This window comes from Massilia sp. CCM 8734, assembly GCF_011682155.1.
GTDB classification, from domain to species: Bacteria; Pseudomonadota; Gammaproteobacteria; order Burkholderiales; family Burkholderiaceae_D; genus Telluria_A; species Telluria_A rubra.
The window spans coordinates 1-13,611 of the sequence record NZ_WHJI01000063.1; the positions used below are offsets into that span (position 1 = coordinate 1).

Annotated in this window: 8 protein-coding genes; 1 reads left to right on the plus strand and 7 read right to left on the minus strand. The window is 59.0% G+C overall.

Features of this window, described 5'->3' with window-relative positions:
* The first annotated feature begins 64 nt into the window (after positions 1-64).
* Positions 65-7,069, plus strand: a complete 7,005-nt coding sequence (locus F2P46_RS33405) for a PLxRFG domain-containing protein (protein WP_208296883.1) — start codon at positions 65-67, stop codon at positions 7,067-7,069.
* A 70-nt stretch (positions 7,070-7,139) separates the two neighbouring features.
* On the opposite strand, the gene F2P46_RS33410 is transcribed toward F2P46_RS33405, so the two are convergent.
* Genes F2P46_RS33410 through F2P46_RS33440 form a run of 7 tightly spaced genes read right to left on the minus strand, consistent with a single transcriptional unit; the run spans position 7,140 to position 13,262 of the window.
* Positions 7,140-8,039 (minus strand): hypothetical protein, encoded by a 900-nt coding sequence (locus F2P46_RS33410; RefSeq protein ID WP_166898538.1) that lies wholly within the window; start codon positions 8,037-8,039, stop codon positions 7,140-7,142.
* 46 nt (positions 8,040-8,085) lie between these two features.
* Positions 8,086-8,877, minus strand: a complete 792-nt coding sequence (locus F2P46_RS33415) for a hypothetical protein (RefSeq protein WP_166898540.1) — start codon at positions 8,875-8,877, stop codon at positions 8,086-8,088.
* Positions 8,878-8,880: 3 nt separating this feature from the next.
* Positions 8,881-9,270 carry a DUF4150 domain-containing protein gene (locus F2P46_RS33420; protein WP_166898542.1) on the minus strand — a complete coding sequence of 130 codons (390 nt, stop codon included), beginning with the start codon at positions 9,268-9,270 and terminating at the stop codon, positions 8,881-8,883.
* Positions 9,271-9,319: 49 nt separating this feature from the next.
* Entirely contained in the window at positions 9,320-10,354 is a 1,035-nt protein-coding gene (locus F2P46_RS33425) for a hypothetical protein (protein WP_166898543.1), read from the minus strand.
* Complete coding sequence (locus F2P46_RS33430; protein WP_166898545.1) at positions 10,351-11,445, minus strand: DUF2169 domain-containing protein; 1,095 nt, start codon at positions 11,443-11,445, stop codon at positions 10,351-10,353. Before F2P46_RS33430 ends, F2P46_RS33425 begins: the two co-directional genes overlap by 4 nt.
* Positions 11,446-11,454: 9 nt before the next feature.
* On the minus strand, positions 11,455-11,976 hold the full coding sequence (locus F2P46_RS33435) for a DUF6484 domain-containing protein (protein ID WP_166898546.1): 522 nt from the start codon (positions 11,974-11,976) through the stop codon (positions 11,455-11,457).
* Entirely contained in the window at positions 11,973-13,262 is a 1,290-nt protein-coding gene (locus F2P46_RS33440; protein WP_166898548.1) for a hypothetical protein, read from the minus strand. The genes F2P46_RS33435 and F2P46_RS33440 overlap by 4 nt, the downstream gene beginning before the upstream one ends.
* Between the last annotated feature and the right edge of the window lie 349 nt (positions 13,263-13,611).

Here is a 13,611-nt window from a genome sequence, read left to right on the forward strand (position 1 = left end):
CGAAGGTGACGAGGCTGGCCAGCGCCTGCGTGGCGAGCAGCTTGAGCGCTTCGACGCGAACGACATGGAAGAACTGCGTAACGCCCAGTCGGGCGGCTGGAATGCCTACCAGCAGACCAAGGACAACCTGATCGCTCGCGGCGTTCCTGCAGCCGAGATCCGCTTCATCCAGGAAGCGAGCACCGACGCGCAGAAGCAGGCCATTTTCGATGCAGTCAACGATGGCACCATCCGGGTGCTGATCGGCTCGACGCCACGCATGGGCGCCGGCACCAACGTGCAAAAACGCCTGGTGGCGATCCACCACGCCGATGTGACATGGAAACCATCCGACATTGAGCAACGCGAAGGCCGCGGCATCCGCCAGGGCAACGAACTACTGAAAAAATACGGCACCGACCGCTTCGAGATCGAAATCCTGGCGTACGCAACCGAGCGCACCATCGACGCTAAAATGTGGTCGCTCAACGCGTCCAAGCTGAAAACCATCAATGCGATCCGTAAATATGACGGCGCTTTCTCGATGGACTTCGAGGACGAGGACTCGGTCAGCATGGCCGAACTGGCGGCGCTGGCATCGGGCGATCCGATGTTGCTGGAGCGCGTCAAACTGATGTCCGAGATCGACAAACTCGAACTGCTCAAGCGGCAGCATGCCCGCAAAGAGTGGGGCATTACCGGCCAGATCGAGGACGCCGAAGCGACGATCGCGAGAAATCCGGGCCGCAAGCGGGCCGCCGAGGTGGACCTGGCATCCATCCAAGCCGGTATCGCTGATGTGGAACAGGACGCGGCTACGCGCAGCGTCAATGTCGAAGGTGAGCATTTCAGCGATGGGTCGCTGGCGCGCGGCGCCGTCATGGCGGCCGTCAAAGCCCAGCAGGGCGGCGACGACAAGAAAAAAGTGTCGATCAAGGTCGGTGGGCGCCGCTTGTCCTCGCTCGAAGGCGCCATGGGCGCCGTGGGTTCGGCTATCGGGGACCAGCAGACATTCCTGATGCAGGTCGACGGGAAGAAGTTGATCGCGCGTACCGATGCCGCGCGTGCGATCGCCGAGCTGGCGTCCGACACGTCCGCCGGCCTGGCCGCCGGCGAAGCGAAGACGATCGATATCGGGCAGTACCTGGGCCTGCAGCTGCAGGCGACGATGGAAAGCACCCGCGAAGGCTTCTGGACGTCGCTGGCGGTGCTGCGCGCCGACGGCTCGACGCTGGCCACCGGCGACACGAAATTGCGTGACAACGCCGAGTACACGACGGCGGCCATGCGCACGGCCGTGGAAGACCTGGAAAAGGCCCTGGCGCCAGCCGGGTTGGAATACGCCATCGCCAACTATCAGCGCCGCTACGACGCTGCCGTGGCCGCGCTGCCGGAGCTGCGCGCGCGCCAGGGCGGCCCGTTCGCCCAACAAGACGAGCTGGACGCAAAGAACGCCCGGCTTGAAGTTGTCATCCGGGAACTGTCAAACGGTGGGCCGAGCGCCGCGCGCAATGTCGTGGAGCGCACCAATCCCCTGCAGCGCCCGGACGGCTCGTTCAGGCGCCAGGCGCCGGACAAGCTGATGTTCAGCCGGGCGCGCATCGATACGGATGCGCCACTGGTGAACATATTTTCGCAGATCGCGACCGACGACGCTGCTTTCCGCATGCCCGACAGCAATGCCAAAACCCTCGCCGGCATCCTGGCTGACATGGCGCCGACGCTTTCGGTTGACGAGTTCGTTGGCGAGGGCGATCTGGAAGATGCAGCCGCACCCGTCGACCGTGCCTGGCACATCACGTCGCCGACCGGCGAACAGGCCAGCGTCTACCGCAACAACCGCAACAAGGAAATCTGGCTCGATATCTCGAATTGGAAAGAAGGCCGCACCGGCTCGGGTGTTTATCAGGCCGTGGCCACGCTCGCCCACAACACCGGCCATGTCTTCATCGGCGACCCGGCCGGGCTGTCCGACAAGGCGCTGTACCGCCGCACGGAGCACATGATTTCCTCTGCGCTGCGCCACGGCACCACCAAGCACCTGGCGCCGCACGCGCGCCAGGTCGAGGCGACGGGGACAGCCGGCGGCGCTGACGTACGCCCGATCGACTGGCAGGACGGCGACGATGCCCACAACTTGCAGGAAATGCTGGTTTCGTCCTACACTAACATCCTGCACCTTTTCCCTGAGATCGCCGATGTCACCTACAACTTCGCCCGCGCCCGCTTCGAGCGCGCACCCGTTCGGGCATCTGCCGGGGCACTACGAGCTGACCAATCCGATCTCGGAGAATGGTCTGATAAGCAAGGGTTGGGACCAACCTACGGTGGAAGCACTTCCAGACGCGGAACTGACCGCACTGATGAAGGCACACGGGACGTCGGGCGAGTGGATGCAGTACCTTTCACGGACGAGGATTTTAGCGCTGCTGCAAAATCGGTACGCAGTGCTTATGACCTATTCTTTCCATCCAGTGGAGGAGCGTATACGCCTCCGTTTGGGGTGTCTGATCTTAAGAGAGCGGTTCTTACCCAGTCAGTTCTACAAGAGGCGGGACGAGACGGAGGGCGAGACGTTCTGGATCAGGTTTCAGAGCGGCTCCTACAACGTGTAAGTCCCCAGCTTGCCGACCTGCTGTACAGCCGCGATGCGGAATATTTCCGTGACGATAGCGTTTCTGCCCTTCCAACACTTCCGGCCGGCGTCGATGCCGGCACGGTCGCGCCACTTGAACTGAGCGGCGTCGAGTTCCTGCGCGCCATGAAGGCGACGGAACAGCTCAACCGCCAACTGGCCAAGGCCGATATGGCACCGGTGCGCGCGCTGCGCACCGCTCCCAATGCCCAGTTCGCCCTGGCGCGCCAGGTTGGCAAGGCGCTGGGCATCGAGGTCAATTTCGTAAGCAAGAACGCAGAGTTCGAGGGCGTGGCCTATAACGGCGTTGCCTACCTGACCGAAGGCATGCGCAACGCCGAGCTGGCAATTGCCGGCCACGAAACGCTGCACGCGCTTGAGCAGTCGACTCCGGAGCTGGGCGCCAAGCTGCGCATGCAGATCCGCGCCTACTTGAAAGAAGGGGTGGTGGAAGACCGCCAGGCGCGCGAATTCGCGGCCAACGGGTTCCAGGATGTCACCGAGGATCAAGCGGAAGCCGAAGTCATCGCCGATATTAATGGCGGCATGTGGATGGACCCGGTGTTCTGGTCCGATCTGGCCAAGGCCGACCGATCGCTGTTCCGCAGCGTCGCCTACAAATTCATGGAAGTGGCGGCCAAGCTGATCAAAAACCTGCGCGGATCGCGTTTTGACGTGGCCGCGCTGGTGCGCGATGTCGACGCCGTGCGCGCCATCATGGTTGCGACCTGGGCGGAAAACAACGCGACGCGCGACGCTGCAGCGCCGGCGCCCGTGGTCAGGCGCGCCTTGCGCGAAACGTCAGTCGCGCTGCCGCGCGCGAAATGGCTTGCGGACGAGGCGATAGCCAAAGAAGTTGAAAACCGCATTGGCAAATTTGAGCACCAGCCCGTGATCCGCATCCGCGACAGCGCTTTCGGCGTCCTCCCGGGTGTCGCAAGTGATGAGCACGTGTCCGGGGCGGTGTACGAAGGCGTCATCTACCTGTTCCGGGACGCCCTGCCCACCCTCCGGGAGGTCCAGCGGACCCTTTTCCACGAAATGCTGCACTACGGACTCCAGAGGTTTCTGCCAGGCGACGAGTATATCACCCGCATGAACATGATTTACCAGCGCGATGGGGCATTCCGGGCCGAGGCTGACCGCTGGGTAAGAACTGGACAGGGCCAGCTGGCCTTGAAGCAGGGCGGGCAAAAATACGCCACCGCGCGCGGCATTGACGAAGCGCTTGCGGTGCTGGCCGAACCGAACGCTGGCGCCTTCACCCGGACCGACGTGCGCGCCAAGGTGGAACGTACCCTACAGCGCTGGCTGGCGAACCTGGCGGAATGGCTAGGCATGCCTGAGGCGGCCGCCTACTGGCGCGGTATGAAGAACGAAGAGGCGCGCGCGCTGATCCAGCAGATTTTCCGCAAGACGGCGACCGACTTCCCGCCGGCGGACCCGTGGGCCGCTGCGGGCAGCGCGGTGCTGCGTAAGGGCAAAAATGCATCAGTCGGCGCTGCCGATCCGCGCATCGCTTTCAGCCGCAACAGCCTCGGTGATGCGCTAGCCGGCGCCGCCAACAGCATTGCCGAGGTGCGCCTGCCGGCGAACTACCTCATTGGCGACCTGTTTAACAGCACGGGGAAACTGAGCTGGTGGCACAAGTCGATCGGGACCATGGACAACCTGGCGAAACGCCAGCCAGCATTTGCCGCCGTCTATGGCGCCGTGCAGCGCTTCCTGGGCGACGTCTCGCGCTACGCCGTGGTGGCGGCTGACTTGGCGCCGACCCTGCTGCCGAAGCTGGAAAACGTGGCCGATATCGTCGGCAAAAACCGGAAAAAGGCACTGACGGCCGCCGATACCAAGGCGATCGGGGCACCGATCTTCGAGGGCACATTGACCTGGGCGCGCGATGCGCACGGCGAGCCGGTCAAGATCGACGTGCTCGAAGAACAGGCCGAGGCGATGTCCACCGCCGACAAGGCGCGCATCCTGCTAAAAAAGGGCACTATTGACGACCAGCAGAATCGCGCCTGGCAGCACAACCCGAGCGATGTCTACGATTCGATCATCAACAGCCGCTTCAAGGATACCCAGCTGCGCGCCGGCGTGGTCTGGTCCGATGCCGAGCTGCGGTCGATGTTCGATCTGTCGGACGACCAGGTCGTGTTGTACCGCCAGTTCCGCGCGGCGCTCGACAAGAGCCTGACGAACCTGACGATCAGCGAAATGGTCAAGCTGGGCGGCAAGGACGCCAAGGGCATGCTGGAGCAGGCCGTGGCGACGCCGGATCTGCCGGCGGCCGCCGCGCTGCTGCGCGATCATTTTATCGCACTGGCCCAGCTGAGCCCGGAGAAAGCCGACATGCACCTCGACACGGCCAGGCAGATCATGAACCTGTCGGACAAGGGCAAGGACTTGATGGACCGCGGCTACGCGCCGCTGTCGCGCTTCGGCAAGCACACCGTGTACGTGCAGCAGGGGGAAGACCAAGTCTATTTCGGCATGTTCGAGACGCAGTACGAGGCGTCGAAGATGGCGCGCGACATGCGCGCCGAGCATCCTGGCGCGCAGGTATCGCACGGGACCGTGTCGGCCGACGCGTATAAACTGTTCGCCGGCGTCTCTCCGGAGACGATCGAGCTGTTCGGCTCGATGGTGGGGCTCGACAGCCAGGCGAGCGCGGCCAGCACCGAGGTCTACCAGACCTACCTGAAGCTGGCGAAGAACAACCGCAGCTCGATGAAGCGCATGATCCAGCGCAAGGGCATCGCGGGCTTTTCGGAGGATGCCGGCCGGGTGCTGGCCGGCTTCATCTACAGTAACGCGCGGCTCACCGCCGGCAATGCCCATCTGGGTGAAATTGACGAGGCCATCACGGAAATCCCGAGACAGCTGGGCGAATTGACGGACGCGGCAATGCAGCTGCGCGAACACATCCGCAATCCGGAAGCGGGGGCACCGCTCGGGGGCCTGATGTTCGCCCAGTTCCTGGGCGGCTCGGTGGCGTCCGCCATGGTCAACCTTACCCAGCCCTTCACCATGACCCTGCCCTACCTGAGCCAGTTCGGAGGCTTGTCGAAGGCGGGCGCGCGCCTGGCGGCCGCCGTGAGGGACGCGGCCAAGGATGTGACCGGAGACGCCCAGCTCGACGCCGCGATGCAGTGGGCGGCCGAGGAAGGGATCGTCGCGCCCCAGGAAGTGCATTACCTGCAGGCGCAAGCGTCGGGCAAGGGCGCGCTGCGCGCCGGCGACGGCACCAAGGCGGGCAACACCCGGGCCCACCTGAACAATGCCATGGCCAAGGTCACGCTGGGCTGGGGCAAGCTGTTTGCCATGGCGGAGCTGACCAACCGCCGTATTACCTTCATTGCGGCCTATCGCACGGCCGTGGACGAAGGGTTCGCCGATCCGGCCAAGTTCGCACAGGAGGCGGTAGCGCAAACGCAGGGCATTTACAATTCTGGCAACAAGCCGAAATGGGCGCGGGGCGCCGTCGGGTCGCTGCTGATGACGTTCAAGCAGTACTCGATCGGCTACCTTGAACTGCTGTCGCGCATGGCCTTCGCCGGCGCGCCTGGCTCGAAGGAGCGCGCGGCGGGGCGCCGCGCGGCGCTGTACATGCTGGCCGTGCTGCTGCTGATGGGCGGCGCGGACGGCCTGCCGTTCGAGCAGGATCTGGAAGACGCCATCGATGGCATCCTGCAGCGTCTCGGCTACAACTTCTCAAGCAAGCGCTCGAAGCAAGCGTTTCTGACCGATACCCTGGGCCAAGGCGGCGCGGACTTCGTCCTCAAGGGCGTATCGAGCATGCCGGGCATGCCGGTCGATGTTGCCGGCCGCTTTGGAATGGGCAACCTGATTCCGGGCACGGGATTGCTGACGAAGAAGGATTCGTACACGCGCGACCTGGGCGAGCTGGCCGGGCCTGCAGGCGACATCGCCAAGCGTGCGTTTACCGGGGCCGGCAAGCTGCTGGGCGGCGACGTGGCCGGCGCCGTGCTCGACGTCACGCCGGCGGCCGTGCGCAACGTCGCCAAAGGGGCCGATATGATGATCACCGGTGCCTATCGCGACGCCCGCAGCTACAACGTCAACGACACCAGCAACGCCGAGGCGGTGATGAAGATGATCGGCTTCCAGCCGAACAGCACCGCGGACATCCAGGAAGCCAAGGGCCAGGCCCTGAATATGGTGGGGCAAAACCGCATGCGCTCCATGGAAATCGCCGAGCACTGGGCGCAGGGCCTGGCCGCCGGCGACACGGCCATGGTCACAGAGGCGCGTGCGTGGCGCAACGAGTGGAACAAAAAAAATCCGACCACCCCGATCAGGATCAACATGCCTGGGGTCATCAAGCGCGTCCAGGCCATGCGGCAAGACGCTGTGCTCCGGACACAGAAGAGCGCGCCTGCGGCGCTAAAACAGACGGTGCGGCATGAATTAGCGGAAACCCGTTCGGAATAAACAGTAGGACGGCCGGGCTTCTACGCCGCAAAAGCGGTGACCGGCCCGCTTCCTTATTCTGCGGGCACCCCTATATTTGTGGAAGTTTAACCGAAACCGTTCGCCACTCTTTGCCATCGAACTCGGCGAACGAATCTAGTCCGGTAACGAGTAATTTCTCGTCGACAATATTCAGACGACTCGAATAAGCAGTGTGCACTTTCAGTGCTTTTTTCCCATCAATTTTGTACACGCCACGGGCACCCGCCCCAACGAATATTTGGCCTAGATATGAAACAATACCGTAAACCCCTTCATCGGTAACGATACCTTTATCGCTAACAATATCGATCCTGTTCCAACTATCTTTTCCGTCCCACTGGAATAGCACGCCGTTCCAGCCGCCAATATAGATCTCTTTCTTTGAAGCGCAAAAAACCGAAACTAGCATCGTATTGGTAGGCGTCGACTCGATTTCCCGCCAGTCCTTCCCGTCGAACTGAATTACCTTTCCTGCCGCACCGGCCGCTACTGCGAAGTTTGGCCCTAATCCATGTATATCATTAAACCATCCTTTTAAAACGGACTTTATAACTTTCCCTTCCTTCCAATGCGAAACTCCTTGATCATGTACAAACCAGAAGTCGTCCGAATTTTGAATCCAAAGAGAACCAATCGCATTCTCAATATCCGTCTTAAAAGTTTGACGTGACTCGCCTTGGACACGAATAACTTCTCCATCGACCGTACCGAGCCAGTAGCAATCACGGCTTACCATACCTATCACAGTTACCCAAACCTTAATACTATATTTGACTTGCCACTTCAACTCCGTCTGTGTCGCGTCTACCGCAACAATGCAACATGTAATATTTTCTGGTTCGACCGGCTGATAGTTCCAGTTTCCCATCAACAGGTACTCGCCTGCTTTGCTGCTTTCAACAGCACCCAGTAATGCGGTTTGTATTTTTCTTTCTGACTTTGCGTTCATCTAAAATCTCCGTTAACCTATAAATTTTTCAACTATAATCTATACTTTATTCTTCAAAGTTTTTTCGTGGAGTGCGAATAATCGTGTCATCTGAAATTCCCTCGCAGGTGGCCTTAAAATATCCCACTACTTCCACCATAATACAGGCTACATCTTTTTCGGAGATGCCTGCAGCTCGAAGTTGAGCTTTTGAGTTGGCAATCGCATCGCCAAAGGTCATCGGTTTGCCGCTTGCGCGGGCCGCTGTTCCATCTGCATTTTGCATCTTCGTTACAATACCATGCGGCGTGTTCCTATCCCCGGATGGGCCTTGTAGAGGTATGCAAAGAGCATTGCCCTGTTTATAACCTTTACAAATAGTTTCTACAGGCGCTTCGTCCTGCCAAAAATGCGCGTTTTGTATAACGTGGTGAGAATCCAAGGGTGAAGCAACAGTCGACGCGTATTTATATGGGTGTACAGGATAATTTTTACGCTGTTCGGCGCATTCATCTTTATCCTCCTCTTTTCCTACATGAATAATCGGGCCAACGTTCCCTTCCTTCTTCGGCTTTGGATCAGGCTCCGGTGGAGGTTCAAGTTCTGGAGCTACTACCGGTGGGGCAGTTTTACGAAGTCTGGCTTCTGTTTCCTCATTGTTGAGCGGACTGAACTCTGTAGCGGGGCCAACCTCTTCGAGCGGGCCAACTATCACAGTCTCAGTCGGCTCAAGTAACCACGACACGAATTTCACTATCGCCACCACAACTACTACAACAACGACGACAGTAATAAGGACAGGAAGTATTGCAGTTCCTAAAGCAGCAGCTCCTGCTCCTATAGCTGGGGCAATAACCATAACTTAACCGTGGTTATTCGTTGTTAAGTCATTTTCGCGGCAGACGTTATAGCCTTCAACAAAAACATTCATCGACCACGATCGAAAGTAACATTTTCCCGTAATGACCTGGGAAATTATCCCTTTATTAAAGTTCTCAGTCGCGGCTTCATTGCCCGTGCTCACTTTTAAGTAAGATTTATCGCGCTGCATAATTTCTTTTCCGCCAATAAATACAGAACGTGACCCATTTGTAGTGTCCTTCGCGTAAGCCGTATTCGGATATGGAACCGGCACTCCAACTTTAGCGGGATATGGAGGGCTGAAACAGACATCGGGAAAATTTGCCCGCGTAATGCTATCTCCCGCCTTTGCAACTACTTCATGTCCGTTGGCGTACACTTCATGGGCCATATTGATCTCCGTCCTAAATTCATTTGTTTATAGGTTGCTGGGCAATGTTTCAGTTACGGTACGCGCTGCGGTATCGACATCTAACAATTTGTGCTGTGCGCATTCCGCTGTCGTTGCCCGAAACGCAAAGTGTATGGTTCGCATACAAGTAGTTTCTTGCCTGAGCTTGGAGCAACCACGCATATTGCAAGCATCCCGCCACACTACCAGTCTCTCCCACGCTTTCCGCCGCCAGCCATAAGGGTGAAGCGATCCTGGTGCGCGTCAAGGCAAGTGCCAGTTCCTCAAAGCGGTAAGCTTCCCCGTTAGCATCGGACAAGCATAAGTGAATAGCCTTGGAATCCACTTTAGCCTCTCCAAGCGCTCGGGTAATCGCAGCCGACAACCCGGCGCCACGACGTGGTAGATCGCTGTCTCGGGTAGCGGATTCGAGTGCAATGGCTTGTGCCAAGACGATAAGTTCTACCTCCCGTTGTTCATCGCTACGCTGCACCAGCAGTGCACCCGCGGCCTCACCTGGAATGAAGCCGGCGCGGATACCCGTAGCTAGCAGGCGCCGGATGTCAAGATAGCCAGTGATAGTGGCCTGATTGACAAAGGTATCGGCCGCGACAATAAGAACGGCCTCGTGACCTTTGGCGATTAGCAGGTCGTGAGCTATGGTCAGCGCGCTGGCGACGCCGGTTTGCCCTTCCGCCACGATTCGAGAATCGGCGTGCAACTCCTGGCCCAGTTGCAGTTCGAGCTTGGACCATAAACCGCTGTCCAAGTCGTTCAACCGGCCCACCCGCCCAGGTTCGGCAACGCACAGAAGCAGCGGCGTCGACGCGAGTGGAACGTGGGCATGCATTGCAAGCGCTTGGCGGATCGCCGACGCGGCCATGTGCGACAGCTTGCTCACTCCAGCCCCGGTGCCGTCCCAAATCACTGGTGCGGCCGTTACGGGTTCCTTCTCATGATCGACGAAGCTAATTTCGAGATAATTATTCAGGCGGCAGCGCAAGGCCGCGCATGCCGATGCGGTACGGAGGCCGATGCTGGTAACCAGCCCGGCGCTCCGGACTGCGATGGCCGGCGTGCTCATAAGCGCACCTGGGCTGCGGGCGCACGGCAACATTCAGTCGGGTCGAAGTCACGGTCGGCTCGCGTAGGCATACCTACCTCCACTTGGCGTATTTCATCGATACTGCGGCGTAGTGGTCGGGCTACACGCCAGATAATGCTAAAGCGTTGCAAGTCGGGCTCCAGCAGCACGGTGTCTGCGCGGGCGGGCAGCGTCTCTGGAGGCGCACCGTTCGGATGGACGGTGATAGTAAGCGCAAGGGAGGGCAAGGTAAAGTCCAGTCGGCCGGCCGGAGTGATTGCAGGGTGAGTTAAGTTAAGCAGGGTGACCGTTTCACCGCCAAGCAACGCATCAAGCTGCTGATCCGGTGGCGCGCTTTGGAAATAGCGTTCGTCAAAATCGCTTGGGAGGAAGGGGAAGACATTTTTTCTCCAAGCAGCGTCATACGTGCCTGCATATTGCAGGCGTCCGGGCCAGTTGCGCCCGAGCGGCCCAAAACCCATCGGGCGGTAAGCCTTGCGCGGATGCTTAACCGGTACGCCCACCGCTTGGGTCTGCGGCATTGGCACCCCATCTACCAACGACCGCTTCATGTTCTTTTGAAAACCCCGCCCGATCGGATTGGCCAGATAAACAGCCCGTTTGTCACCCTTAGCTGGATTGTTCTCGGCACCACCAAAGGCAATATCGTAGCTAATTGGCTGGCGTATGAAGGGTTCGGCCGGCCCCGCCGCGACGCCGAGCAGGTTGGCACGCCATGCGCGCTTACCATATACATGAAAAGCTTTACTAACGGCGCCGACACGAAACCCCACATCAACCCGTTGCGCAGGCTTTCCTTGGGGCGCATAAGCGCTGCCCAACAACAGCACTTCACAACGCGGCTTGGTCAGAACATAGTCGCAATCGTACTCCGGTGCCGACATACCGGGCTTACCTGTGGCAGTATCCGCCTGAGTAGGGGCAAGCTGGGTGTCCAGTAGTTGCGCCGCCTCGCCGCCCAGGGGCAATCGATAGGTAGCTTTAATGACAACAAGCAGATGCTGGCGCCCATTCGTGTCGGTGGCCGCCGTGTACCCGGCGGCAACGCCAGTGTGATTGATGATTTTCATCGATAATTTTCAGTTGAGCGAGATCGAGCTGCCCTTAATGCGGTTCTGACCGGCTGCACGCGAAAGCACGTCCTGGCCACGGATCTCGACGCCACCATCTACGTCAAGCGTGATGCTCGCACGACCGCATTGCAACGTCAGCTTTCGATTCGCAACTAAGCGTAATTCGTCTCCATTGTCGATCACTTGCAAGTACGATTGCGCTGGCAGCAGCCTCGTGCCTGGCTCATTCCGCAACGCGGACTGATGCAGAATTCCGATCACGGCGACTTGACCAATATCGCCCCTTTCAAACTGTAATGCCACCATTTTCCCGATGTCCGCTGGCGTCAGTATCGCAAATGCGCGAGCGGCTACCGGCCCCAGCGCTGGGTTGCCATCAAAGTTGACCAGCGGTGAACCATCGCCGGACCAGCCAGCCAAGATACCAATTACTAAACCTACAACCGGAAAGACCAGTTCTGTGACGCTTTCGTTCGTTGTGTCAGGGTCTCCTACTACATTGGGGTCCGAGATATTTGTCGCGGTCATGATGATATTTCCTTGAGTTGGAGCAAACGTTTCCACTGAATGGCACTATGTGCACGCGTTGGCAGGATCATGCTGCCCGGGCGCAGCAGAACCCAATAGAGAGCTGCAATTTCACGGTGTGCTTGCTCGCCTCGCTTGAATACCTCGGCCAGCAAATCGAAACTGAGGGGTGAACCGAGGAATAGACGAGGAGCACCGTTGAAGTGCGCTGCGTAAGCGTTCCACCATGACGAAACTTTACCTACATCCGGATACGGATACTCGGCCTCTCCGGCTTTGGGAGCGGGGAGGTCGTATGGGCGTTCCTTGATGGCGTCGCCTTCATCGGAATCGCAATCGAAACCGGTTATTAGGCGAAATGCTTCCGCTGCCGTAGCGGCGAGCGGCGGAATCCGCATCTGTTCCAATAGCCAAGGCGCGAAGCCCGGGTCACCGCTCCACCCGATGGCGTAGATCACCAAGGTCGGCGCCATCGCCGATTGTGACAACATCTGCAGGTACGTCAGCAGTTGCGGACGTGGAAGGAACAGGCACAGCAAGCGCAGCGCTGCACTTTGATTGCTGCCGCCATGGTCCACGATCGACCGCAATTCATCTGCCACCACGTCGTTCAGTCCACCCAACAGGGTAGCGGCCCACGCCGCCCAAAATCGGATCGCCGGAGTCGACTCGCGGCTAGGTTCGAGCCAGCGAAGCACTGTGGGAATTAAATCGATGCGCCCGCATTCCCCTGCAGTGCGCAAGGCGCGGGAGACAAGATCTTGCGAGGGGCCATCTAGAATCGCCAATAGGTGCGCGCCGCCCGTCAGTCCGTGGATATGGCACTGGGCAAGCGCGGCATCACGGTAGCGCGAGTTAGTAGAGGCTAATTGTGCTTCCAATGCTTCGCTGACATGGGGGGTGGCAAACCAACCGAACACACCTTCGTACGCCCACGCCGCACCAGCAAGATTCGCCACCTTCGTAGCCATGGTTGCGATGAGCTCGTCGTCAGCCCGGAGGTAGGCAATGGCTAGGGCGACGAAGATTTCGGCCGAAACGTCGGGTGCATTCACTGCAAGTGCTCGCTCAATCAAGTCCAAGCCGAGCTGTTCCGCAACAAGCACACCATCCAGATGCGCATCGATCGTTTCGTCGTATTGCAGCAAAATTTGAAAGCGCGTGCGAGAATTGTCGATATACGCTGAGTCCCGACGCCACCAGCGAGTTGCCGCTTCTTCAACATGGCGGCGCACCACGACCGGGATACCCGGCGAGGAATGTGAACCAAAAGCATCACATTGCATGTCAGCCTCGTTAATTATTTTGAATGTCTTTGCCTTTGATCGATACCGTGCCCGAAGCGCTGATATTGATCTCGCTGCCGTTGATCACGATGCTGCCATCCGCCTTCATCACCAAGCTAGCCTACCGTGGAGCGACAACGGTTCCCCAGCGGTAACTGCAATTTCAGTACCCGCGTCGATTGAAATAGATTTACCGACAGAGGTCATTTGTTGAGGAGCAACTGACCAGAAGGGGCGTCCTGGTTTGGAAATGACAAGCGCAATAGGCGATTGTGCTGACTGTCTCCAACGAGATCACGTAAGACGGTCAAAGCTCTACTCATGCTTTATTCCAATATCACAAGTTAAC

What these genes read in the sequence shown, in the direction of transcription:
- F2P46_RS33440 (WP_166898548.1), bottom strand. Translation starts at nt 13,262, where the DNA reads ATGCAATGTGATGCTTTTGGTTCACATTCCTCGCCGGGTATCCCGGTC.
- F2P46_RS33415 (WP_166898540.1), bottom strand. Translation starts at nt 8,877, where the DNA reads ATGGTTATTGCCCCAGCTATAGGAGCAGGAGCTGCTGCTTTAGGAACT.
- F2P46_RS33410 (WP_166898538.1), bottom strand. Translation starts at nt 8,039, where the DNA reads ATGAACGCAAAGTCAGAAAGAAAAATACAAACCGCATTACTGGGTGCT.
- F2P46_RS33435 (WP_166898546.1), bottom strand. Translation starts at nt 11,976, where the DNA reads ATGACCGCGACAAATATCTCGGACCCCAATGTAGTAGGAGACCCTGAC.
- F2P46_RS33425 (WP_166898543.1), bottom strand. Translation starts at nt 10,354, where the DNA reads ATGAGCACGCCGGCCATCGCAGTCCGGAGCGCCGGGCTGGTTACCAGC.
- F2P46_RS33430 (WP_166898545.1), bottom strand. Translation starts at nt 11,445, where the DNA reads ATGAAAATCATCAATCACACTGGCGTTGCCGCCGGGTACACGGCGGCC.
- F2P46_RS33405 (WP_208296883.1), top strand. Translation starts at nt 65, where the DNA reads ATGGAAGAACTGCGTAACGCCCAGTCGGGCGGCTGGAATGCCTACCAG.
- F2P46_RS33420 (WP_166898542.1), bottom strand. Translation starts at nt 9,270, where the DNA reads ATGGCCCATGAAGTGTACGCCAACGGACATGAAGTAGTTGCAAAGGCG.